The organism is Guptibacillus algicola (genome assembly GCF_020171805.1).
Taxonomy (GTDB): Bacteria; Bacillota; Bacilli; order Bacillales; family Guptibacillaceae; genus Guptibacillus; species Guptibacillus algicola.
The window spans coordinates 222362-244493 of record NZ_JAIVAF010000005.1; the positions used below are offsets into that span (position 1 = coordinate 222362).

Consider the following 22132-nt stretch of genomic DNA (forward strand, 5'->3'; position numbering starts at 1 on the left):
CGGGCTATTTATCCTATACTATAATTAGAATGTTATGCAACGAAAACGAGGTGAAAGATCTTGTTAGAACGGTTAGAAGCAGTAGAAGAACGTTATGACAAATTAAATGGGTTATTGAGTGACCCTGAAGTAATCAACGATACGAAGAAGTTACGTGAATATTCGAAGGAACAATCAAGTCTTGAGGAAACGGTACAGGTGTATCGTGAGTATAAGGAAGTGCTCCAAGGAATCAAAGACGCAAAAGCGATGCTTGAAGAAGAGAAAGATTCCGAAATGCGTGAAATGGTGAAGGCTGAAATAGCTGAACTGACGCCACAGGAAGATGAGCTCGCTGAAAGACTTCGAATTCTTCTTCTACCTAAGGATCCAAACGATGATAAGAACGTTATCATCGAAGTTCGTGGAGCTGCTGGTGGAGACGAAGCGGCATTGTTCGCAGGTGATCTCTACCGCATGTATAGCCGCTATGCGGAAGCGCAAGGATGGAAGTCTGAAGTGATCGAAGCTAGTTACACTGAGTTAGGCGGATTCAAGGAAATCATTTTCATGGTTAATGGTGAAGGTGCTTATTCCAAGATGAAGTACGAAAACGGTGCTCACCGTGTTCAACGTGTCCCATCTACTGAATCGGGTGGACGTATCCACACGTCTACTGCGACTGTTGCGGTTCTACCGGAAGCAGAAGAAGTAGAAGTTGATATTCATGAGAAAGATATTCGAGTGGATACCTTTACTTCAAGTGGACCAGGTGGACAAAGTGTTAATACGACGATGTCAGCTGTTCGTTTAACACATGAACCTACAGGCGTCGTTGTATCATGTCAGGATGAGAAGTCACAGATCAAGAACAAAGAGAAAGCTATGAAAGTTCTTAGAGCTCGTGTGTACGATAAATTCCAACAGGAAGCTCAAAAAGAGTACGATGAAAATCGTAAATCAGCAGTAGGTACTGGTGATCGTTCTGAGCGAATCCGTACGTATAACTTCCCTCAAAACAGAGTAACTGACCACCGTATCAACTTAACGATTCAGAAGCTTGATCAAATTCTTCAAGGTAAGATGGATGAATTTATCGATGCATTGATTACGGAAGAACAAACTCGCTTGATGGCTGAAGCTGGAGAGTGACTTTATGAAGACAGTATTTGAAGCCCTTACCTGGGCTTCTTCTTTTTTAGAAGAGCATGGACGAGAGGCATCTTCAGCAGAATGGTTAATAAAGCAGGAACTGAACGTCTCAAGAACAGAATTACTGCTCAAGATGAGAGAAGAAATGCCTGATTTTGAAAGCTTCGAAAAGAAAATAAGAATTCATGCTACTGGAGTTCCTATTCAACATCTTGTTGAGCGCGAGGATTTTTATGGGCGGACGTTTCGTGTGAATAAGCATGTATTAGTTCCTAGACCTGAAACGGAGGAGCTAGTAGAAGGCATTATGTCTCGTGCAAGAACCTTATTTCGTGACAAACCCTCTATCGCTGATATCGGTACAGGGAGCGGTGCAATTGCGATCAGCTTAGCGCTTGAGCTTCAGCAGTCTGTTACAGCGGTTGATATTTCTCGAGATGCGCTAGATATTGCGAAAGAAAACGCTGATAGCCTTCACGCACCTGTGTCATTTCTGCATGGTGATTTATTAGAACCGCTGAAAGGTAAGAAGTTCGATATCATCGTATCTAATCCACCGTATATTTCTGAAGAGGATTATCAAGAATTAGATTCACTCGTAAGGGATCACGAGCCGATTCTTGCTCTTGTAGGTGGAAAAGATGGATATGATTTATATCGTCGTCTTGCAAACGACTTACCTGACGTTATTTCAAGTCCAGGATTGATCGGTCTTGAGGTGGGTGAAAAGCAAGCGAGAACAGTTGCTGAACTGTTGCGTGCTTCTTTTGGAGAGACCATCGAAGTGGAAGTTGTAAAAGATATAAGCGGCAAAGAACGTATGGTGTTTGGCGTAATAAAATAGCCCCGTCGAAACGGCTCGCATTCTGATGAAGAGTTTGATGTTTAAAACATCTTAATCTGGCCAGAATGAGAGCTAGAAGGGACGGGGATACAAAATGAAACAAAGCGGACTTATAAATCTATTAATCTCAATTTTTATTCTTGTATCAAGTCTTCAAGGGTCAGAAAGTAGTCTAGCATCTGAGCAGCAGATCATTCCAGACGAAGCGATTCGTCTTCGTATATTAGCTAACAGTAACAGCGACGATGATCAAATCGTGAAACGCCGCATCCGTGATGAAGTGAACGAATCGATCAATACTTGGGTAGCCGACTTAACATCGATCGAAGCTTCGAGAACAGTTATTAAGGGGCATTTGAAAGAGATCGAAGCGATTGTTAAGAAAGAGCTAGACGCGATCGGAAGTAACGAAGCGTTTAAAGTCGAGTTCGATGAAGTGGCTTTCCCTACAAAGCTTTATGGCGATTTCGTATACCCTGCTGGAAACTATGAGGCTGTGTTGATCACGATCGGAGAAGGACTTGGGGATAACTGGTGGTGTGTTCTATTTCCACCTCTATGCTTTCTAGATTTCTCGAATGGCGATGCTGTTCAAGCGGAAACAGCTGCTCCTGACACAGAAGTGGAAGAGTCGGACGATGTTGAAGTAGAATTCTTTCTAGTACAATTGATTGGTGATTTGATAGATTGGATAAAAGGATTGTTCGCTTAAGAGTTCTATTATCCTTCTTTTATGCATAAAACGTTAACATAACTACTTTTATGCAAGGAAAAGGAGGATGATAGATTTGTTTCTTGTAAGAGAGGCGACTTCCGAAGATGAAGAAACAGTGAAAAACATGGTAAGACGTTCGGGACTTGAAGTGGACTTGCTTCCTGATATAGAATCATTTTTGATTGCGGAAACAGAAGCGAAAGAATTATTTGGAGTCATTGGACTTGAGAAATATGGTCGTTCTGGACTTCTTCGTGCACTTGTATTGAATAGTGCGGAGTCCACTTCTGAAAGGTTATTGCGTTTCTTCGATCAAGTGATCGCTTATGCAAAGAAATGTAGTCTGGACGAGCTTTATTTAACCTCAAACGAAGAATCTTTCTTCTTTCAAGTTTTTGGTTTTTCGACAATAAGTCGTGAAGAATTGTCTGTAGACATAAAACAAAATAGGTTATTCAGTGGAGATGCTTCGAATCGGGTGATTATGAGGCGCCAGTTGAACTTCTGATATCACCATCAACATATTTATACACAGATTGATCGTGTTTTATCCACATTATGTGGACTAGTTTGTTTTATGACTAGAATACGTTTCTGCAAATCGTGTAGAATCCTGCTGAATAACCTCTCTTTATCCCGAAACCAATGGGTTTCTCGGTAATATGTGTATAAGAGGGTGAATAACGTGGGAGGTATCCACACAAATGTTTGGTATGTGGATGACGATGTGGATATAGAAAAAAGTTATCCACAGATCGTGGAAGCTGCCGAATGGTTGAAAAAGAATGAAGTTGTCGCGTTTCCTACTGAAACAGTTTATGGACTTGGTGGGAATGCATTTTCAAAGCAGGCTGTAGCTAAGATTTTTGAAGCAAAAGGAAGACCAGCGGATAATCCATTGATCGTTCACGTTGCCAGTCGTCCACATGTGGAAAAGTTAGTAAAAGAGATTCCGCATGAAGCTTCTAAGTTAATGGATGCTTTTTGGCCAGGGCCTTTAACAATTGTTTTACGTGGAGGAGAAGGGGTCGCAACAAATGTTACCGCTGGTCTTGATACAGTTGCGATTCGCATGCCTGATCATCCCGTTGCTTTAGCATTAATAGAAGCTGCTGATTTGCCGTTAGCTGCGCCTAGCGCAAATCTTTCTGGTAAACCGAGTCCTACGACGGCTCAACATGTTATTCATGATTTAACTGGAAGGGTAGCCGGAGTTGTGGATGGAGGAGCTACTGGTGTAGGTCTAGAATCGACAGTTGTGGACTGTTCTTCGGATACGATTACGATCTTACGGCCAGGTGGGATCACGAAAGAACAATTGGAAGAAGTAGTTGGTCATGTTGAGATTGATCCAGCCCTAACTGATGACAGTCATCAACCAAAATCTCCCGGAGTGAAATACAAACATTATGCTCCGTCTGCACCTGTCACACTAGTAGATGGTACAAGCTCTTTTCTTCAATCAATCGTTGAGAAACGCAAGGAAGAAGGAATAAAGGTTGGCGTTTTGGCAACGGAGGAAACAGAGGCCCTATATAAAGCTGATGTCGTGATCCCTTGTGGCTCACGGAGTGATCTCATTTCGGTCGCCAATCGGTTGTATGATGTCCTCAGACGTTTTGATGAAGCGAATGTGGATGAAATTTATAGCGAGGTCTTTACAGAACAAGGTGTTGGCACTGCTGTCATGAATCGATTATCAAAAGCTGCGAGCGGAAATGTGATAAAGGAATAGGTTATGAAGAGCGAGTGTCCTGATGGGAGCTCGCTCTTTCTTTGTTTAACGTAAAAATCACCCCGAAAATGGGGTGATTTTGTGCTACTTATTTCTATATTTCTTCTGAACATATTCTTCGATCATCGCTTTTGTAACATAAGAACGAGTTGGAATCGATCCTTGTTTTGCGAGTTCGTTTATTTGTGATGTTAGTTCGTTTACACGGTCGAGTGTATAAGGTTCGTCTGAGTGACTATGTTCGACTGCCTTGGCGATTGCTGCTTCTCGTTCTTTATCTAATTGGACAAATAGATTAATTTCTCGGTTCTTTCTTCCGAGCTGTGATGATATGTCTTTGTGTACGCTCATTGAGTATAGCCTCCAAAAGTTTGACTTTTCCTTGAATCATTTCCCTTATCCTACGACTCTTAACCTATTATTACCCCTTTGCCTTCTATTTTCAAGAGGACGTGCATAAAAGTGGAATAGCACGTCCCGGGAGGAGAGAGAATGATATCCACTGCGCTTATTGGAGAGCTCGCGACCTTGAGTATGATGGCAGTAGCTCTCGGTATGGATGCTTTTTCAGTTGGACTAGGTATGGGGATGATCCCGCTTCGTATTCGTCAAATTGCAAAGATCGGAATTGTTATCGGGTTGTTCCATATGGGTATGCCTCTTGCCGGGTTATTGATCGGAAAGGTTATATCCGTTCATTTTGGGAGTATCGCATCGATGGTTGGGGGAGGATTGCTCCTCATCTTAGGAATACAAATGTGCTTGTCCTCTTTTACGTCAAGCGATAAGCCGTTCGTGAAACCGATTGGGATCGGCTTGCTATTGTTTTCTCTTAGCGTGAGTTTGGATAGCTTTTCTGTTGGGTTGAGTCTAGGTATTTATGGGGCGAGAGTCATCGTCACCATCGTATTGTTCGGTTTGATCAGTATGATGCTAACATGGGCTGGTTTAATTATCGGAAAAAAGTTTCAGAACTTCATAGGATCGTATAGTGAACTGTTTGGAGGGTGCATCTTGTTCGGATTTGGGTTAAAGCTTCTCGTTATATAGAATATGATGCCGCTAGGAAGCGACATCATATTCGTGAAGTTATTCTGAGATTCCCTGCAATAGTTGAGCATATGGAGAATCGGAAGGTAACATGATGACTGTTTCATCATTAAGTGTCGTTCGATAAGACTTCAGTGTTCGGTAAAGCTCGTAGAACTCTGGGTCTTGGCTGAATGCTTCGTTATAGATCTTCGCAGCCTCCGATTCCCCTTCTGCAACGATTTCTTGCGCATCGGCATCAGCTTTCGCGAGAATCGTATCTACTTCTTTATCTGTTTCAGCTTTGATTCGATCAGCTTCAGCATCACCTTGAGAGAGGTATTCTTGTGCTTTCGATTCACGTTCAGAAATCATTCTCTGGAATACTGACTTTTCGTTGGCGTCAGGTAGATCGGTACGTTTCATTCTTACGTCTGTGACGCTAATTCCATAGGCGTCTCTTTCGAGTAATTCGTTCACACGATCGCGCACACGAGTGTTAAAACTACCTCTGCTCGATTTTTCCTCATTAATAATTTCATCGTACGTTAATTGACCAAGCTCTGATCGAATAACTGAGAAGATGAATTCTCCCATTTTTGCTTCAGCATTTTCGATGGTACGAGCATTACTGATCATGTTCTGAGGATCTTTGACTGACCAAACAGCGTAGTTATCAACAGTCATACGCTTTTTATCTTTTGTCGTTATTTCTTCTGGATTCACATCATACAGCATTTGATATTTCGGTAGAGTTGTAATCGATTGGATGAAAGGAATCTTGAAGTTTAGACCTGGACTCGTCTCGATTCGAACGACATCACCGAATTGACGTATAACTTTATACTCGCCTTCTTTCACAACGAAAATAGAGCTGAAGATGCCGCCGATTACGATGAGAAGTGCAACGATGAGAATCGCGCTTTTAATTATTTTGGAAGGATTCATATTCTTGCGGTGTTCATCCATATTAAAAACGTTGTTATCACTCATTCGATTCACTTCCTTTCGGCTTTTCCGTCTTACCAGGCTGGATTGGAAGGTACTTTACAGTATCTCCACCTTCATCCGTAATGTAGATCTTCGTATCAGGTAATACTTCTTCAAGCGTCTCTAGGATAAGACGTTTCTTCGTTACTTCAGGGCTATTTTTATATTCGTTGTAAAGCGCATTAAAGGTTGCGACGTCACCACGCGCTTGTTCGATACGCTGTGCTTTTTTACCTTGCGCTTTTGAAATACGCGCGTCCTTCTGTCCTTCTACAACACTAAGTTCCTGGTTTTTATATTTTCTAGCTCCATAGATTGTGGTTTCCTTTTGCTCACGAGCGTCAACAACGTTCGTAAACGCTTTTCGTACTTCATCGTTCGGTAATTCTACATCTTGAAGCTTCACATCTAGGATCGAGATACCGATCTCATATTCATCGATGAGCTTCGTCAGGATTTCACGAACGCTTCCTTCAATTTCAGCCTTACCAGAAGTAAGAGCTTCGTCGATTTCTGAACTTCCGATAACCCCTCTAAGTGAAGCGGAAGTTGCGGCATAAAGGATTTCTTTCGGTTGATCCGAATAATAGAGATATTTCTTAGGGTTCGTAATTCTCCATTGTACAACGAGGTCAGCAAGGACGATGTTTTCATCACCTGTTACCATTTTCGTTTCTTTTGGATAATCAACGATTTCTCCATCTTTTTCATCGTATCCAAACGTTAAACTAAACGTCTCTCTCGGTAATATATCAACTTGTTGAATCGGCCACGGTAACTTGAAATGTAAGCCGGCATCACTAATTTCTTCATCTACTTTCCCGAATGTCATGATCACAGCTTGCTCAGATTCATCTACCGTATACCAACTCGTAACAAGCACGACTCCGAGTAGTAGAAAGAGGACGATGGAACCTGCAATAACCGCTATTCTTCTTTGTGACATTGTTTTTCCCCCCTTGGTTATGCTTCTATCAGGTAATACGCTTTCATATTACAAAAGGTTTCAATTTCATTAAAAATTATTTCATAGATCCTTAAAGTTGAACAGGGTGGATTTATCTCCTGACATCTTTCATAATAAAGGTAGAAGGAGAGTGGCTATGTTGAAGGTTTTATTTATTTGCACAGGAAACACGTGTCGAAGTCCAATGGCGGAAGCGATCGTGAAACATAAAAACAGTAAGATCGAAGTGAAATCTGCAGGTGTATTCGCCGCTAATGGATCGCCTGCCAGCCAACAAGTTGAAACTCTTTTGAAAGACAAAAACATATCCTTTTCTCATAGTGCTCGCTTACTAGATCGGCAGCTTGCTGAATGGGGAGATTTACTCCTTACAATGACAGAGAGTCATAAAGCATTAGTATTGAGGGATTTTCCAGAACTTTCACATAAAGTTAGTACGTTAAAAGAGTATGCATTTGGTGAAGGGATGTATGAACCTTACCAGAAAAAAGCTGCAGAACTTGAAACGAAGCGTGCGACTTTTGTGCATGAATTGAATGGGCTAAGTGGTGAGGAAGAAGAGAAGAAAAGAAAAACATTTGAACAAGAATTAATGAAAGAACTAGAGGAATTGGAAAGACTAGAGAAGAAACTTCCTTCTTTCGATATCTCAGATCCTTTCGGCGGTTCCTTAGAAAACTATCATGAAACATATAATGAAATAGAAGCGTCAATAGACCGCTTGATCGAACGTTTAACAGCGGAAACGAATGAGGAGGATGAACAGTGAGAGTTGCAATTGGAGCAGATCACGCAGGGGTTATGATCAAGGATGACATCATAGGAGTAATAGAGGATTTAGGTATGGAAGTCATCGATCTTGGCTGCAACTGCAAAGATTCTGTAGATTATCCGGACTATGCCATACCTGTAGCCGAACACGTCGCTTCTGGTAAAGCTGACCGAGGCATTCTTATATGTGGGACAGGCATCGGAATGTCTATCACAGCAAACAAAGTCGAAGGCATTCGCTGTGCCCTTGTTCACGACTTGTTCAGTGCAAAGGCAACGAGACAACATAACGATTCCAACGTATTAGCGATGGGAGAGCGTATCATTGGCCCTGGACTTGCGAAGGAAATCGCTAAAGTTTGGCTCGAAACAGAGTATGAAGGTGGTCGTCACGCTAAGCGCGTAGGTAAAATTACTGCTTACGAAACGAATTAAAGGAGGAATGAGCTGTGGATGAGAAAATGGCTCAGCAGATTTCTAAGCATACCCGTGAGGCATTAGATGATTTACAAGTCGATGCTCGCTTGACTGATCGCAATCTTTTAGTTGTAGGGATGAGTTCAAGTGAAGTCATGGGAGAAAGAATAGGCACTGCCGGTACCACGTTTGCAGCTGAAGCAGTATATGAAAGCGTGGGTTCATTTCAGAATGAGACGGGCGTAAACATTGCTTTTCAATGCTGTGAACATTTGAATCGAGCGCTAGTCGTTGAACGTGAAACTGCTGAAGCTAGAAACTATACCATTGTAGCTGCCGTTCCTACGATTCATGCAGGTGGTTCTATGGCAACGTATGCTTTTCAAAGGATGCGTGATCCCGTACTCGTTGAATTTATCTCTGCAGATGCAGGCATCGACATCGGTGACACGTTTATCGGAATGCATATCAGACACGTAGCAGTCCCTGTTAGAAGTAAACACAAAGCGATCGGACATGCCCACTTAACGATGGCAAGATCTCGTCCAAAGCTTATTGGTGGCGAACGAGCGTCGTACCCTAGTAAAAATGAACATTGTTTTTAGGTGAAAACCGAACATTTTCAATATTGTTTTATTTAATATACGGTATGGAAGATCTGTGATACAATGCAAGCGAGATTGATTCACGACTATTCAATTAAAGGATAGAAATATGTGTGAGATGGAAAGGGGATATCAATGCAACAACTAGCAAAGCATGATCAAGAGTTATTTCAGGCAATTCAAGACGAGCTAGGTAGACAACGTAGCAAAATTGAACTGATTGCATCAGAGAACTTTGTTTCAGAAGCTGTTATGAAGGCACAGGGATCCGTTCTAACGAACAAGTATGCGGAAGGCTATCCAGGTCGCCGTTATTATGGTGGTTGTGAGTATGTAGACGTAGCTGAAAACATCGCAAGAGATCGAGCAAAGCAGTTATTTGGAGCAGACCATGCTAACGTGCAGCCTCATTCAGGTGCACAGGCAAACATGGGCGTATACTTCACTGTCCTAGATCAAGGAGATACGGTCCTTGGTATGAACCTTTCACATGGAGGACATCTCACACATGGAAGTTCCGTTAACTTCAGTGGTGTTCAATATAATTTCGTGGATTACGGTGTTGATAAAGAAACCCATCGCATTGACTACGACGATGTGCTTGAGAAAGCTAAAGAACATCGTCCGAAACTAATCGTTGCAGGTGCAAGTGCATATCCTCGTGAAATCGACTTCAAGCGTTTCCGTGAAATTGCAGATGAAGTTGATGCTTACTTGATGGTAGATATGGCACACATCGCTGGACTCGTAGCAACAGGACATCACCCTAACCCAGTTCCATATGCTGATTTTGTGACCACTACAACTCACAAAACCCTTCGCGGCCCTCGTGGTGGAATGATTCTATGTAAAGAAGAATTTGCGAAGAAAATCGATAAGTCTATTTTCCCTGGTCTTCAAGGTGGTCCACTCATGCACGTGATCGCAGCAAAAGCGGTCGCATTCGGTGAGGCGTTATCTGAAGATTTCAAGCAATACTCAGAAAGCATTATTAAGAATGCTAGAAAACTAGCATCCTCTCTTGAGAAAGAAGGCATTAACCTTGTTTCGAATGGTACGGATAACCATCTCGTTCTGTTAGACCTTCAGAGTCTTGAAATCACTGGTAAAGTAGCAGAAAAAGCATTGGATGATATCGGGATTACAACGAATAAGAACACGATTCCATTCGATCCACAAAGTCCTTTTGTAACGAGTGGACTTCGTATCGGTACGGCTGCTGTTACATCACGTGGTTTCGGGGAAACAGAAATGGAAGAAATCGCAAGCATCATGAGCGACGTTCTTCATAACATTGAAGATGAAGATGTGTTGAAACAAGCAGAGAAGCGTGTTGCTGAACTAACAAATAAATTCCCAATGTATGAAGATCTTTCCTATTAATAGATGAAAAACAGGGCGGTTACACGTCCGAGGGCTGTCGAAGCTGTTTCGGCAGTCCTTTTATTTTGGGCTAAACGGGCGGTAGCGCAGGATACTAACCTGTTTCCGTATGAGGAACAGAATCTTAGCTATGGATGTTTTATCTCAATGAGTGTGAATATTTCATCATCTTAGAAAGCCTTGAATAAGTTTTCGTTTTTCTGTAAAATTGCGAAGAAGATTGTGGAACGATACTAAATTGAGAAGGGGAGATTGTACAATGGGTAAAGTATACGTGTTCGATCATCCATTGATTCAGCATAAGCTTACATACATTAGAGACGAAAAAACAGGCACGAAGGAATTTCGTGAATTAGTTGATGAAGTTGCTGCTCTAATGGCATATGAAATTACGAGAGAGCTTCCAACTGAGGAAGTACTTGTGAAGACTCCTGTAACAGAAGCTAAATCCAAGGTCCTTTCTGGTAAGAAACTCGGATTAGTTCCGATCTTAAGAGCTGGTCTCGGCATGACAGACGGAATTCTTAAGCTTATTCCTGCCGCAAAAGTAGGACACGTTGGACTTTACCGCGACCCTGAAACACTGCAACCGGTCGAGTACTATGTAAAGCTCCCTGCAGATATCGAAGAACGTGAATTTATTGTGATCGACCCGATGCTTGCTACTGGCGGATCAGCTGTTGAAGCGATCAACTCGATTAAGAAGCGCGGTGCACAGAACATTAAGATGATGTGCTTAATCGCAGCTCCTGAAGGTGTTGAACTTCTTCAAGAAGCGCATCCTGATGTAGACATCTTCATCGCTGGTCTTGATGAAAAATTGAACGAAAAAGGATACATTGTTCCTGGCCTAGGCGACGCTGGTGATCGTCTTTACGGAACGAAGTAATCGAAAACCTCTCCATTTTGGAGAGGTTTTTTTTTTCGTGTTTTTCGTTATGACTGGGGTTATTTCCACTCCAGGATGCTCCCTTTTCGCGGGGCGAGCAGCGGGCCTCCTCGACACAGTGAGAATAGAGGTCATTAAATTCTTACAAGCTAACCCTCTCGAAATTAGAAGGGTTTTTGTGTTAAAAAGTGTCCCACTCACATAAAATGTGAAAAAATCGTGACAAAATGATTCGAGTTTATCCGCTAATTTTTACCTGTTTTCATATTCCGGTTTCGCTTAAGCTGTGAAAGCGTTATAATTCGTTTGTATGCGGGGATTTTCATCATGCTTTAACATTGTGAAGTTCATCACACCATTTCCTTGAAACGCATTGACATGGGTGGATGCCTATTGTATCCTTACAAAGGGTATAGTGATAAGGTTTTCATCCGCACGGGGAGAGACATCTCTCCTAAACTAACCTCAACAGTAAAGGGGCGCTTCATTTGAAGGCGATGGCACTATACACAACCATCCTGTCGTACCTTGTCGGATCGATACTCACAGGAATATTTCTTGGGAAATGGATGGACAGCCTTTTCGACACTTTTCCACTTTTTCTTGTCATCGGACTTCTTTTAGGACTCGGTGGGGGGATATATGGACTGGTTCGTCTTCTACATAAGTTTACAGGGGAAGATTAAATGACAGAATATAAACAACATTTCCGCCGCTACTTACAATACACCCTGTATCTGCTCGCGATCTTCGTTATGGGTTGGGGAGTTACCTCAAGCAAAGCATTATTCCTCGGGTTAATACTAGGAACCATATTTAGTATTTATAACCTATTCAACATGTTCCGTAAAATAAACCGACTTGGACAAGCTGCTGAAGAAGGGAAGAAAGCAAAATCCCTTGGCTTCTTAACAAGGTTAGCTGTGGCTGGACTAGCTGTCGCCATCGCAACAAGGTATCCGGAACTGTTCAACTTGCTAGGTGTGGTAATTGGGTTGATGGTAACCTACATTATCATTCTCATAGATTCAATACTTCAAATACGCTTTAAGTAGGAAGAGAGGTGAAAAGCTGTTGGAACATCATGCACCTACAACTGACGAAATTTTAGGACTTACTTTTAATCTTTCCAATGTACTTATGATCACGATCGCATCCGCAATCGTTTTCATCCTTGCAGTTGTAGCAACTCGCTCACTGGCAATGCGTCCAACTGGATTGCAGAACTTCATCGAGTGGGTGATGGACTTTGTAAAAGGACTTATTGGAAGCACCATGGACTGGCAAACAGGTGGAAGATTCCTGTTTCTTGGGATGACGCTACTCATGTATATCTTCGTCTCAAACATGCTTGGTCTTCCATTCGCCATTACGTTTGATCATAACTTATGGTGGAAGTCGCCAACTGCAGACCCGACAATTACGCTAACACTAGCAACGATGGTCGTGGTGCTCACACACTATTATGGTGTGAAAATGAAAGGTGCAAAGGAATATGGTAAAGGATTCTTTACCCCAATGAAATTCTTATTTCCTTTCAAGTTGATCGAGGAATTTTCAAACACATTGACACTTGGTCTTCGTCTTTATGGAAACATTTTTGCCGGTGAGATCTTGCTTGGACTCCTAGCTGGGCTTGGAGCAGCAGGAATCGGCGGAGCGCTTGGAGCCTTTCTTCCTATGCTCGCATGGCAAGGATTTAGTATCTTTGTCGGTACAATCCAGGCATTTATCTTTGTAATGCTTACGATGGTTTACATGGCACACAAAGTGGCAGACGACCATTAAACAACAGTATTAATGAACTTTTCATTATATAAAAAATCTATTTTCATGAATAATAAGGAGGAAATTTACCATGGGTTTAATCGCAGCTGCAATTGCAGTAGGTCTAGCGGCAGTAGGTGCCGGTATTGGTAACGGTCTTATCGTAGGACGTACAGTAGAGGGAATCGCTCGTCAACCAGAACTAAGAGGTACTCTTCAAACTACAATGTTTATCGGTATCGCACTAGTTGAGGCACTTCCGATCATCGGTGTAGTAATCGCATTTATCGTAATGGGTCAATAGTTCAAAAAGAATTTCATAGGGAAATCGTAACGTTTCATGATGGCGAAGAAAGTTTCGAAATGAAACCTTCGCCATTCGTTTTGTATGATCTCTGAAGGGAGTGAACACGTTGTTCAACAGTCTAATTCTTGGAGCAGGTTTTAACACTGGTGATATTCTTTATCAGCTTTTCGCATTTATCGTGCTACTTGCTCTATTGAAAAAGTTCGCTTGGGGCCCGTTGATGGGTATCATGAAAGATCGCGAGCAGCATATCGCTAATGAAATCGAATCCGCTGAAAAGAACCGTAAAGAAGCTGAAGCTTACTTAAATGAACAGCGCGAAGAAATGAAGCGTGTTCGTCAAGAAGCGCAAACTATGCTTGAGAACCAAAAGCAAATGGCTGACCAAAAAGGTCAAGAAATGATTGAAGCTGCACGCCTTGAAGCTGAACGCTTGAAAGAAGCAGCATCAGCTGACATCGCTCGTGAACGCGAAACAGCTGTAGCATCACTGCGCGAGCAGGTTGCATCACTATCTGTAATGATCGCTTCCAAAGTTGTTGAGAAGGAACTGGACGAGCGTTCACAGCAGAAACTAATCGATGACTACCTTTATCAGGCAGGCGGTCAGAAATGAGCAGGGACCTTGAAGTAATCGCAAAACGTTATGCTAACGCTCTTTTTGAAATTGCTCATGAGCAAGGAACAGTTGAGCAAGTTAAGCAAGAGCTTGCAGTCGTTAACGATGTATTCAAAGAAACTGACGACTTGATGGAAGTGTTCGCACATCCTAAATTCACAACGGCGCAGAAGAAAGACATCATCCAAAACAGTTTTGGAAAGTCACTGTCAGCGCCAGTTTTAAACACGCTTCTCACTTTGGTTGAGCGTGATCGTATTGCGATCGTTTTCGATCTCATCAACCACTACCATATGTTCGCAAATGAGCAGCAGCAAACAGCTGCAGCTAAAGTATATTCTGTAATGCCTCTTTCTGATGAGGAACAGAACAAGATTTCTGCAGTTTTTGCAGAACGAGTAGGTAAGAAAACACTTCAAATCGAAAATGTGATCGATCCAACTTTGGTCGGTGGGATCAAAGTGCGTATCGGCAATCGTATTTTTGATGGAAGTATTAGCGGTAAACTCAAACGCATGGAACGCAAATTAGTTTCAGCGAAAGGCTAGAAGATAGGGGTGAATATGCATGAGCATCAATGCTGAAGAAATCAGTACTCTGATAAAGCAACAAATCTCAGATTACCAAGCTGATATTAAAGTTGATGATGTAGGTACCGTTATCCAAATCGGTGATGGTATCGCTCGTGCCCACGGTCTTGATAACGTGATGGCAGGAGAACTAGTTGAATTTTCAAATGGTGTTATGGGTATGGCTCAGAACCTGGAAGAAAATAACGTAGGTATCATTATTCTTGGACCTTACACAGATATCCGTGAAGGTGACGAAGTTCGTCGTACTGGCCGTATTATGGAGGTTCCAGTTGGTGAAGAGCTTCTTGGCCGTGTCGTTAACCCTCTTGGACAGCCTGTTGATGGACAGGGTCCACTAGGTACTTCGAAAACACGCCCAATCGAAAGTCCGGCTCCAGGTGTAATGGATCGTAAATCCGTACATGAGCCTCTTCAAACAGGAATCAAAGCGATTGACTCTCTTATTCCAATCGGACGTGGACAGCGTGAGTTGATCATCGGTGACCGTCAGACTGGTAAGACTTCAATTGCGATCGATACAATTCTTAACCAAAAAGAAGAAGATATGATCTGTATCTATGTTGCGATCGGGCAAAAAGAATCTACGGTGCGTGGTGTTGTTGAAACACTTCGTAAGCAGGGTGCACTAGATTACACAATCGTGGTAACGGCTTCTGCATCTCAGCCGGCTCCACTTCTTTTCCTAGCACCATATGCTGGTGTAACGATGGGTGAAGACTTCATGTATAACGGCAAGCACGTTCTTGTTGTATACGATGACTTAACAAAGCAGGCTTCTGCATACCGTGAACTTTCCCTATTGCTACGTCGTCCTCCAGGTCGTGAAGCATATCCAGGGGATGTATTCTATCTTCACTCCCGCTTACTTGAGCGTGCAGCGAAGCTTAGTGATGCAAAAGGAGGAGGCTCACTTACAGCCCTTCCATTTATCGAAACACAAGCTGGTGACGTATCAGCTTATATCCCAACAAACGTAATCTCCATCACTGATGGACAAATCTTCCTTCAATCTGACCTCTTCTTCTCGGGTGTACGTCCAGCGGTTAACGCAGGTCTTTCCGTATCCCGTGTAGGTGGTTCCGCTCAGATTAAAGCGATGAAGAAGGTTGCCGGTACACTCCGTCTTGACCTTGCATCTTATCGTGAACTAGAAGCATTTGCTCAGTTCGGCTCTGACCTTGATAAAGCAACTCAAGCGAAGCTAAACCGTGGTGCACGTACAGTTGAAGTACTGAAGCAGGGACTTAACAAGCCACTAGCAGTAGAAAAGCAAGTTGCTATTCTATATGCACTAACTCGTGGATTCCTTGATGATATTCCTGTTGAAGACATTCAGCGTTTCGAATCAGAAATGATGACTTGGATCGAACACAATAAGAAAGATCTATTCAATACAATTCGTGAAACAAAAGCTCTTCCAGACGAAAAAGAATTCAACGGTGCAATCGAAGAATTCAAAAAGAGCTTCGCAGTTTCTGAATAAGAGGGATGCGGCGGAAACGCCGCGGCCAGCTTAAAAGGTGGTGAAAATGAGTGGCATCTTTACGCGATATTAAGTCGAGAATTACATCGACTAAGAAAACTAAGCAGATTACAAAAGCGATGCAGATGGTTTCAGCAGCGAAGCTAAACCGTGCAGAAATGAATGCAAAGTCATTCGTTCCCTACATGGAGAAGATTCAAGACGTTGTAGCTAGCATTGCTAATGGATCAAGCGGCGTTAGTCATCCGATGCTTGAAAACCGTGAAGTGAAGAAAACAGGTTATGTAGTCATCACTTCAGACCGCGGACTTGCAGGAGCTTATAACAGCTCAGTACTACGCCATGTCTATCGAACAATCAATGAACGTCATAGCTCCAAAGACGAGTATGCCATCATCGTAGTTGGTAAAGTGGGTCTTTCCTTCTTTAAGAAACGCGATATGCCTGTAGTGGAAAGCATTGTTGGTCTTGCTGATCAGCCTTCCTTTGCAGACATTAAAGACATTGCATCCAGAACGGTTAGGATGTATGAAGATGGTGCCTTTGATGAGCTTTACATGTACTATAACCACTATGTAAGTGCCATTCAGCAGGATCTAACGGAGAAGAAACTTCTTCCGTTAACGGATATTGATACAGGTGAAGGAAAATCGTTAAGTAGCTACGAATACGAGCCTTCTGAAGAAGAAATTCTTGAAGTCCTTCTACCTCAATATGCTGAAAGCTTGATCTACGGAGCGCTTCTCGATGCAAAAGCAGCAGAGCACGCATCCCGTATGACAGCGATGAGAAGTGCGACTGACAATGCAGACGACCTCATCGGCAACCTTACACTTTCTTACAACCGTGCGCGTCAAGCTGCAATCACTCAGGAACTTACTGAGATTGTTAGTGGTGCAGCGGCATTAGAATAATAACGAAAAGCGAAAGTGGCCGTTTAGGCCCGAAAAGCGCTGGAGGCTTTCAAAATGAACACGATTTTTGTGTTCAGATTGAAAGGTGAAGCGATCGAGGGGCTGGCCACTGTAGCTGGACATTAGAAAAGCGGAACGAGCCGTTTAAATCCGTAGGGTGTTAGAGGCCATGAGAATGAGACGATTTGTGTCTCAATCGAATGGGTGAAACAGCCGTAGGATTTGGCTCGTGTAGCTAGACAACACTAGTTAAAAGCAGAATTGCTATTTGAAAGAATCACTTTCAAAAGCACTTACAGCAAGTTAGGAGGGAACAGGATGAACAAGGGATTTATTACCCAGGTTATGGGTCCGGTTGTAGACGTTAAGTTCGAGAGCGGCAAGCTCCCAGAAATCTACAACGCCCTTACAGTTAACTATAAAGCGGAATCCAATGACGAAAAGAGCATGGATCTTACGCTTGAAGTCGCGCTTCACCTTGGCGATGACTCTGTTCGTACCGTAGCGATGGGTTCAACAGATGGTCTTGTCCGTGGAGTTGAAACGATTGATACAGGTGCACCTATCTCCGTTCCAGTTGGAGATATTACACTAGGACGTGTATTCAACGTACTAGGAGAAAAGATTGACCTTGATGAAGAACTTGATACCGACATTCGTCGTGACCCTATTCACCGTCAAGCTCCTACATTTGAAAACCTTGCAACATCTACTGAGATCCTAGAAACAGGAATCAAAGTAGTAGACCTTCTCGCTCCATACGTAAAAGGTGGTAAGATCGGTCTGTTTGGTGGTGCAGGTGTAGGTAAAACAGTACTTATCCAGGAACTGATCAACAACATCGCACAAGAACACGGCGGTATCTCCGTATTCGCAGGTGTTGGTGAGCGTACTCGTGAAGGTAACGACCTTTACTACGAGATGACAGATTCCGGAGTTATCAAGAAGACTGCAATGGTATTCGGTCAGATGAACGAGCCACCAGGTGCACGTATGCGTGTTGCTCTATCTGGTCTTACAATGGCAGAATACTTCCGTGATGAGCAAGGACAAGACGTTCTACTCTTCATCGATAACATTTACCGCTTTACTCAGGCAGGTTCTGAGGTATCCGCATTGCTTGGCCGTATGCCATCAGCAGTAGGTTACCAGCCGACACTTGCAACTGAGATGGGCCAACTTCAGGAACGTATTACATCGACTAACAAAGGTTCCGTAACTTCCATTCAGGCAATTTACGTACCAGCCGATGACTATACTGACCCGGCTCCTGCAACAACATTTGCTCACCTTGATGCAACGACTAACCTTGAGCGTAAGCTATCTGAGCAAGGTATCTACCCAGCGGTGGATCCACTAGCTTCGACTTCTCGTGCACTTTCTCCAGAAGTTGTTGGTGACGAACACTACAACACTGCTCGTGAAGTACAGCAAACGCTACAGCGTTACAAAGAGCTTCAAGATATTATCGCAATCCTAGGTATGGATGAGCTTTCTGATGAAGATAAACTAACTGTTTCACGCGCACGTCGTATTCAGTTCTTCCTTTCTCAGAACTTCCACGTAGCTGAACAGTTCACTGGTCAAAAAGGTTCTTACGTACCTGTTAAAGAAACAATCAAAGGATTCAAAGAAATCCTAGAAGGCAAACACGACGACATCCCTGAGGATGCATTCCGTCTTGTTGGTCGAATTGAAGAAGTAGTAGAAAAAGCAGAACAAATGGCATAAAGAAAAGCGGAGGCGACTGGTCAGGTCCGCCGGCACTGGAGGCTTTCCGCAGGAACGCGATTTGTGCGTTTCAGTGGAAAGGTGAAGTGACGAAGGACCTAGGAGCCGCAGCTAGACATGGAGCAACAGAGGAAGCTTTATCATCTCCGAATACATTAAGTATCTTGGGTGAATAGCTTTCCGCCTCATGTCACCCTTCAATAGCCATTCCCATAACTCTATCAATAAGACCCAGGGAGGGGTACGATGAATACATTGGAAGTCAGTGTAGTCACCCCTGACGGCCCGGTATACCAAGGGGAAGCTGAATTAGTCAGTGTAAAAGCGCAGAGCGGTGAGCTCGGCATTTTACCTGGTCACATTCCGCTTGTTGCCCCTCTTACCATTAATGCAGTTCGCTTCAAGCATGGAGCTGATACTCATGTACTGGCCGTTAGCGGTGGGTTTGTTGAAGTAAGACCAAAGCAAGTGACAATCCTTGCTGAATCTGCAGAAAATCCTTCTGAAATCGACGTGGAACGCGCTCGTGCAGCAAAGGAAAGAGCAGAACAGCGCCTTAACCAGGCAAAGCAGGATAATGTTGATTTTAGCCGTGCAGAGCTAGCTCTTAAGCGTGCGATCAACCGTCTGGATCTTGCGACGAAAAAATAAGCAAAGCATCAGAGGTTACTCTCTGATGCTTTTTTATAATCTTCTTTTGTTATACCCACGTAGTCTTTCCCTTCAAACAAAACGTTCCACCCTACATCACCTCTTATAAAATGACTTTGACTGATATAGTCTGAAGGGTATTTATTCACCAAGTGTGTCACCGGATTTTTTAAGAGTTTTATTTGTTCTTCAGAAAGCTCTCCTTCTCCATCTAGAATTTCATTCATCGATCTAAAAAACTCGCGCTTCTCGTCCTTATCCGCACGGTTTTTAAAATAACCCCACATATGCTCTAGGGTCGTCCGCATACCTTTTTTAGTATAGGGCAACCGTATTGATTCTCCTATTAGAACATAGATATCATAGAGTTCTTCTACAGATTGTGCTTCTTTCAAAACGTTTGAAACGTGTTTGTAGTGTTCATACCCTTTTGCCATCACGCTGTATTTATTCTTTGCCCAGAGCTTCTCGGTCACTTTTCTCATTTCCTTGTCTGACATAAGCATCACCTCTGTTCGAAATTTTAAAAAAACTTTTCCAGAAAAGCAAGAATAAAGGCAAAAGTGTTGAATTAGTATACGAGAGTAGTAATTTCAACCGCATGACGAGAGGAGAGATCCTGTTTGGGTGATTCGCTTAACGTGTACCAAAATAGTTACCTCCTGGTATTGATGTTCCTTCTTCTTAGTCTCTTACTACCTATTGTTGCACTCACAGCCGGGAAATTCCTCCGCCCCAATAAGCCTACCGCAGAAAAACAAACAACTTACGAAAGCGGCATTGAGCCGTTCCATCAAAGCTGGATACAGTATAACGTCCGATACTATTTATTTGGACTGCTATTTGTCATATTCGATGTAGAAACCGTTTTCTTATACCCGTGGGCAGTGGCCTATCAGAAACTCGGTTTTTTTGCATTTATTGAAATGATGATCTTCATCGTGATGCTTCTAATCGGGTTAATCTACGCTTGGAAAAAGAAGGTGTTGAAATGGATATAAGGTTGGAAGATATAACGCCAGAAGAATACGAGGAAATGAAACAGAACGTTTTTCTCGCAACGCTTGAGGAAGTGAAGTCATGGGCGCGTAGTAATTCACTTTGGCCCCTCACATTCGGCCTCGCATGTTGTGCGATTGAAATGATGGGTTCAGGCGCTTCACACTATGACCTTGATCGTTTCGGTACATTTTTTCGAACCTCTCCTAGACAGTCAGACGTCATGATCGTATCTGGGACAGTAACAAAGAAAATGGCACCAGTACTTAAGCGCCTTTACGACCAGATGCCAGAACCAAAATGGGTCATTGCGATGGGGTCCTGCGCGACTGCAGGAGGACCGTATATCAACTCCTATGCCGTCGTGAAAGGAGTTGACCAGATCGTACCGGTTGATGTGTACATACCGGGCTGTCCACCAAATCCGGCAGCACTTATCTATGGGATCAATAAACTACAGGAAAAAATTCGTTACGAAGCGAAGACCGGAAAGCGGGTGACGAATAAATGACGGATGAATCACGTACGGATGATTTAGCTGAAGAGAAGCGGAAAGCAGTCGAGGAAGCGAAACGGAAAGCAGCTGAACTAAGAAAAGCTCGTGAAGAAAAGAAGGCAGAAGCTGACCAAGAAAAAGAAGCTCCAAAGGAAGAAGATGCTGATCTTGCGAAAAAGAAAGCTGCTGCAGCCGCAAAGGCAAAAGCAGCGGCTCTGAAGAAAAAGAAAGAACTAGAGCAAGCTGGGGGAGCGGATGAGAAAGCAAAAGCGGCCGCCGCCGCTCGTGCGAAGGCAGAAGCATTAAAGAAGAAGCGGGAGAAAGAAGCCGCTCCGGGTGAAGATACAGACGCAGACCTTGCAAAGAAAAAAGCCGTCGCGGCAGCGAAAGCGAAGGCTGCCGCGTTAAGGAAGAAAAAAGAGCAGGACCCTGACGAAAAGGCAAAAGCGGTTGCTGCTGCGAAAGCAAAATCAGCTGCATTGAAGAAGAAGTCAGGTACTGGCGATGATGAAAAAGCGAAAGCTGTCGCAGCTGCAAAGGCGAAAGCAAAAGCCGCCGCTGCTGCTAAGGCAAAAGCGAAAGAGAAAGAAGAGGAACCAGAAGAGGTTAAGCCCTCTTTGAACCAACCGATTCTTGACCGTTATCTCGCGATTATCAGAGAAAATCTAGGCGACGATCTATTGGAGGATGCCTACATCAATCGTCTTGCCAAAGATGTACCGACGCTCGTTGCGAAGATCGATTCATATTTTAAACTAGCGCAGTTTCTGAAATACAATGAGCTACTGGCGTTTGATTACTTATCAGAAACGCATGGAACCGACTTTGAAACGCACATGGAAATCTACAATCATCTCTATTCCTATCAAAATAATCAGAGCGTTGCTTTGAAAGTGAAGATCGATCGAGAAAAGCCTGTAATTCAGTCGATCACCCCGCTCTGGACTGGAGCGAATTGGCCAGAACGAGAAGCGTTCGATCTGCTGGGAATCGTTTTTGAAGGGCATCCAAATATGACGAGGATCATGATGCCAGACGACTGGGTCGGTCACCCACTTAGAAAAGATTACGAGCCGTACGATGTGGAGGTGTAACG

28 protein-coding genes are annotated in these 22132 nt (G+C 43.2%); 24 read left to right on the plus strand and 4 right to left on the minus strand.

The annotated features are described in order from the left end of the window. Positions 1-60: 60 nt before the first annotated feature. The 5 genes from prfA (at position 61) to LCM09_RS16930 (ending at position 4425) form a co-directional block, all read left to right on the plus strand. Entirely contained in the window at positions 61-1131 is a 1071-nt protein-coding gene (gene prfA, locus LCM09_RS16910) for a peptide chain release factor 1 (protein ID WP_224884323.1), read from the plus strand. Between the two features lie 4 nt (positions 1132-1135). After that, positions 1136-1975: a peptide chain release factor N(5)-glutamine methyltransferase gene (prmC, locus tag LCM09_RS16915; RefSeq protein ID WP_224884325.1), complete on the plus strand. Its 840-nt coding sequence runs from the start codon at positions 1136-1138 to the stop codon at positions 1973-1975. Between the two features lie 94 nt (positions 1976-2069). Next, a complete protein-coding gene (gene spoIIR, locus LCM09_RS16920) occupies positions 2070-2687 on the plus strand; it encodes a stage II sporulation protein R (RefSeq protein ID WP_224884327.1) in 618 nt (205 codons plus the stop codon). Positions 2688-2754: 67 nt separating this feature from the next. Beyond that, on the plus strand, positions 2755-3198 hold the full coding sequence (locus tag LCM09_RS16925; protein ID WP_224884329.1) for a GNAT family N-acetyltransferase: 444 nt from the start codon (positions 2755-2757) through the stop codon (positions 3196-3198). Positions 3199-3384: 186 nt separating this feature from the next. After that, positions 3385-4425, plus strand: coding sequence for an L-threonylcarbamoyladenylate synthase (locus LCM09_RS16930; protein ID WP_224884419.1), 1041 nt, complete (start codon positions 3385-3387; stop codon positions 4423-4425). 84 nt (positions 4426-4509) lie between these two features. On the opposite strand, the gene LCM09_RS16935 is transcribed toward LCM09_RS16930, so the two are convergent. Beyond that, positions 4510-4776: a DUF2533 family protein gene (locus tag LCM09_RS16935; protein WP_224884331.1), complete on the minus strand. Its 267-nt coding sequence runs from the start codon at positions 4774-4776 to the stop codon at positions 4510-4512. 141 nt (positions 4777-4917) lie between these two features. Here LCM09_RS16935 and LCM09_RS16940 point away from each other — a divergent pair, with 141 nt between their 5' ends. After that, positions 4918-5475, plus strand: coding sequence for a manganese efflux pump MntP (locus LCM09_RS16940; RefSeq protein ID WP_224884332.1), 558 nt, complete (start codon positions 4918-4920; stop codon positions 5473-5475). 39 nt (positions 5476-5514) lie between these two features. On the opposite strand, the gene hflC is transcribed toward LCM09_RS16940, so the two are convergent. Together hflC and hflK are read right to left on the minus strand one after the other, a co-directional pair. Next, complete coding sequence (gene hflC, locus LCM09_RS16945) at positions 5515-6447, minus strand: protease modulator HflC (protein ID WP_224884334.1); 933 nt, start codon at positions 6445-6447, stop codon at positions 5515-5517. Then, on the minus strand, positions 6440-7390 hold the full coding sequence (gene hflK, locus LCM09_RS16950; protein ID WP_224884336.1) for an FtsH protease activity modulator HflK: 951 nt from the start codon (positions 7388-7390) through the stop codon (positions 6440-6442). The genes hflC and hflK overlap by 8 nt, the downstream gene beginning before the upstream one ends. Positions 7391-7547: 157 nt before the next feature. On the opposite strand from hflK, the gene LCM09_RS16955 reads away from it, so the two are divergent. From LCM09_RS16955 to LCM09_RS17025, 15 genes are all read left to right on the plus strand, one after another. Continuing rightward, positions 7548-8180, plus strand: a complete 633-nt coding sequence (locus LCM09_RS16955) for a low molecular weight protein arginine phosphatase (RefSeq protein ID WP_224884338.1) — start codon at positions 7548-7550, stop codon at positions 8178-8180. After that, positions 8177-8617: a ribose 5-phosphate isomerase B gene (rpiB, locus tag LCM09_RS16960; RefSeq protein WP_224884340.1), complete on the plus strand. Its 441-nt coding sequence runs from the start codon at positions 8177-8179 to the stop codon at positions 8615-8617. Before LCM09_RS16955 ends, rpiB begins: the two co-directional genes overlap by 4 nt. A 26-nt stretch (positions 8618-8643) precedes the next feature. Then, positions 8644-9204, plus strand: a complete 561-nt coding sequence (locus LCM09_RS16965; protein ID WP_224884421.1) for a TIGR01440 family protein — start codon at positions 8644-8646, stop codon at positions 9202-9204. Between the two features lie 135 nt (positions 9205-9339). Then, positions 9340-10587 (plus strand): serine hydroxymethyltransferase, encoded by a 1248-nt coding sequence (glyA, locus tag LCM09_RS16970; protein ID WP_224884342.1) that lies wholly within the window; start codon positions 9340-9342, stop codon positions 10585-10587. Positions 10588-10846: 259 nt separating this feature from the next. Continuing rightward, on the plus strand, positions 10847-11476 hold the full coding sequence (gene upp / locus LCM09_RS16975; RefSeq protein WP_224884344.1) for a uracil phosphoribosyltransferase: 630 nt from the start codon (positions 10847-10849) through the stop codon (positions 11474-11476). A 497-nt stretch (positions 11477-11973) separates the two neighbouring features. Beyond that, positions 11974-12162: an AtpZ/AtpI family protein gene (locus LCM09_RS16980; RefSeq protein ID WP_224884423.1), complete on the plus strand. Its 189-nt coding sequence runs from the start codon at positions 11974-11976 to the stop codon at positions 12160-12162. Continuing rightward, a complete protein-coding gene (locus LCM09_RS16985) occupies positions 12163-12531 on the plus strand; it encodes an ATP synthase subunit I (RefSeq protein WP_224884346.1) in 369 nt (122 codons plus the stop codon). It abuts the gene before it with no gap. Between the two features lie 19 nt (positions 12532-12550). Next, positions 12551-13264, plus strand: a complete 714-nt coding sequence (gene atpB, locus LCM09_RS16990; protein ID WP_224884348.1) for a F0F1 ATP synthase subunit A — start codon at positions 12551-12553, stop codon at positions 13262-13264. A 70-nt stretch (positions 13265-13334) separates the two neighbouring features. After that, positions 13335-13547 (plus strand): F0F1 ATP synthase subunit C, encoded by a 213-nt coding sequence (gene atpE / locus LCM09_RS16995; protein WP_224884350.1) that lies wholly within the window; start codon positions 13335-13337, stop codon positions 13545-13547. 109 nt (positions 13548-13656) lie between these two features. Further along, positions 13657-14166: a F0F1 ATP synthase subunit B gene (gene atpF / locus LCM09_RS17000; protein ID WP_224884352.1), complete on the plus strand. Its 510-nt coding sequence runs from the start codon at positions 13657-13659 to the stop codon at positions 14164-14166. Beyond that, positions 14163-14717 (plus strand): F0F1 ATP synthase subunit delta, encoded by a 555-nt coding sequence (locus tag LCM09_RS17005; RefSeq protein WP_224884354.1) that lies wholly within the window; start codon positions 14163-14165, stop codon positions 14715-14717. Before atpF ends, LCM09_RS17005 begins: the two co-directional genes overlap by 4 nt. A 19-nt stretch (positions 14718-14736) precedes the next feature. Then, positions 14737-16245, plus strand: coding sequence for a F0F1 ATP synthase subunit alpha (atpA, locus tag LCM09_RS17010; RefSeq protein ID WP_224884356.1), 1509 nt, complete (start codon positions 14737-14739; stop codon positions 16243-16245). Between the two features lie 50 nt (positions 16246-16295). Continuing rightward, a complete protein-coding gene (locus tag LCM09_RS17015) occupies positions 16296-17159 on the plus strand; it encodes a F0F1 ATP synthase subunit gamma (protein ID WP_224884357.1) in 864 nt (287 codons plus the stop codon). Positions 17160-17477: 318 nt separating this feature from the next. Next, the gene (gene atpD / locus LCM09_RS17020; RefSeq protein WP_224884359.1) at positions 17478-18890 is read left to right on the plus strand and encodes a F0F1 ATP synthase subunit beta; all 1413 of its coding nucleotides are present in this window, start codon (positions 17478-17480) and stop codon (positions 18888-18890) included. 246 nt (positions 18891-19136) lie between these two features. Continuing rightward, positions 19137-19541 carry a F0F1 ATP synthase subunit epsilon gene (locus tag LCM09_RS17025; RefSeq protein ID WP_224884361.1) on the plus strand — a complete coding sequence of 135 codons (405 nt, stop codon included), beginning with the start codon at positions 19137-19139 and terminating at the stop codon, positions 19539-19541. Between the two features lie 8 nt (positions 19542-19549). Here the strand turns inward: LCM09_RS17025 and LCM09_RS17030 are convergent, their stop codons facing one another. After that, entirely contained in the window at positions 19550-20047 is a 498-nt protein-coding gene (locus LCM09_RS17030; protein WP_318246531.1) for a YbgA family protein, read from the minus strand. A gap of 165 nt (positions 20048-20212) precedes the next feature. On the opposite strand from LCM09_RS17030, the gene LCM09_RS17035 reads away from it, so the two are divergent. From LCM09_RS17035 to LCM09_RS17045, 3 genes are read left to right on the plus strand one after another with little or no spacing between them, the layout of a single operon-like run. Continuing rightward, on the plus strand, positions 20213-20542 hold the full coding sequence (locus tag LCM09_RS17035; RefSeq protein WP_263623055.1) for an NADH-quinone oxidoreductase subunit A: 330 nt from the start codon (positions 20213-20215) through the stop codon (positions 20540-20542). Beyond that, positions 20533-21051: a NuoB/complex I 20 kDa subunit family protein gene (locus tag LCM09_RS17040; protein ID WP_224884366.1), complete on the plus strand. Its 519-nt coding sequence runs from the start codon at positions 20533-20535 to the stop codon at positions 21049-21051. Before LCM09_RS17035 ends, LCM09_RS17040 begins: the two co-directional genes overlap by 10 nt. Next, positions 21048-22130, plus strand: a complete 1083-nt coding sequence (locus LCM09_RS17045; RefSeq protein ID WP_224884368.1) for an NADH-quinone oxidoreductase subunit C — start codon at positions 21048-21050, stop codon at positions 22128-22130. Before LCM09_RS17040 ends, LCM09_RS17045 begins: the two co-directional genes overlap by 4 nt. The last annotated feature ends 2 nt before the right edge of the window (positions 22131-22132 follow it).

Coding starts and splice junctions, on each gene's coding strand:
- LCM09_RS17045 (WP_224884368.1), top strand. CDS start 21,048: ATGACGGATGAATCACGTACGGATGATTTAGCTGAAGAGAAGCGGAAA.
- atpA (WP_224884356.1), top strand. CDS start 14,737: ATGAGCATCAATGCTGAAGAAATCAGTACTCTGATAAAGCAACAAATC.
- LCM09_RS17005 (WP_224884354.1), top strand. CDS start 14,163: ATGAGCAGGGACCTTGAAGTAATCGCAAAACGTTATGCTAACGCTCTT.
- LCM09_RS16965 (WP_224884421.1), top strand. CDS start 8,644: ATGGCTCAGCAGATTTCTAAGCATACCCGTGAGGCATTAGATGATTTA.
- LCM09_RS16980 (WP_224884423.1), top strand. CDS start 11,974: ATGGCACTATACACAACCATCCTGTCGTACCTTGTCGGATCGATACTC.
- glyA (WP_224884342.1), top strand. CDS start 9,340: ATGCAACAACTAGCAAAGCATGATCAAGAGTTATTTCAGGCAATTCAA.
- upp (WP_224884344.1), top strand. CDS start 10,847: ATGGGTAAAGTATACGTGTTCGATCATCCATTGATTCAGCATAAGCTT.
- LCM09_RS17030 (WP_318246531.1), bottom strand. CDS start 20,047: ATGCTTATGTCAGACAAGGAAATGAGAAAAGTGACCGAGAAGCTCTGG.
- LCM09_RS17040 (WP_224884366.1), top strand. CDS start 20,533: ATGGATATAAGGTTGGAAGATATAACGCCAGAAGAATACGAGGAAATG.
- prmC (WP_224884325.1), top strand. CDS start 1,136: ATGAAGACAGTATTTGAAGCCCTTACCTGGGCTTCTTCTTTTTTAGAA.
- LCM09_RS16955 (WP_224884338.1), top strand. CDS start 7,548: ATGTTGAAGGTTTTATTTATTTGCACAGGAAACACGTGTCGAAGTCCA.
- hflC (WP_224884334.1), bottom strand. CDS start 6,447: ATGAGTGATAACAACGTTTTTAATATGGATGAACACCGCAAGAATATG.
- LCM09_RS16985 (WP_224884346.1), top strand. CDS start 12,163: ATGACAGAATATAAACAACATTTCCGCCGCTACTTACAATACACCCTG.
- hflK (WP_224884336.1), bottom strand. CDS start 7,390: ATGTCACAAAGAAGAATAGCGGTTATTGCAGGTTCCATCGTCCTCTTT.
- LCM09_RS17025 (WP_224884361.1), top strand. CDS start 19,137: ATGAATACATTGGAAGTCAGTGTAGTCACCCCTGACGGCCCGGTATAC.
- atpD (WP_224884359.1), top strand. CDS start 17,478: ATGAACAAGGGATTTATTACCCAGGTTATGGGTCCGGTTGTAGACGTT.
- atpE (WP_224884350.1), top strand. CDS start 13,335: ATGGGTTTAATCGCAGCTGCAATTGCAGTAGGTCTAGCGGCAGTAGGT.
- LCM09_RS17035 (WP_263623055.1), top strand. CDS start 20,213: ATGTTCCTTCTTCTTAGTCTCTTACTACCTATTGTTGCACTCACAGCC.
- LCM09_RS16935 (WP_224884331.1), bottom strand. CDS start 4,776: ATGAGCGTACACAAAGACATATCATCACAGCTCGGAAGAAAGAACCGA.
- LCM09_RS16940 (WP_224884332.1), top strand. CDS start 4,918: ATGATATCCACTGCGCTTATTGGAGAGCTCGCGACCTTGAGTATGATG.
- LCM09_RS16925 (WP_224884329.1), top strand. CDS start 2,755: ATGATAGATTTGTTTCTTGTAAGAGAGGCGACTTCCGAAGATGAAGAA.
- spoIIR (WP_224884327.1), top strand. CDS start 2,070: ATGAAACAAAGCGGACTTATAAATCTATTAATCTCAATTTTTATTCTT.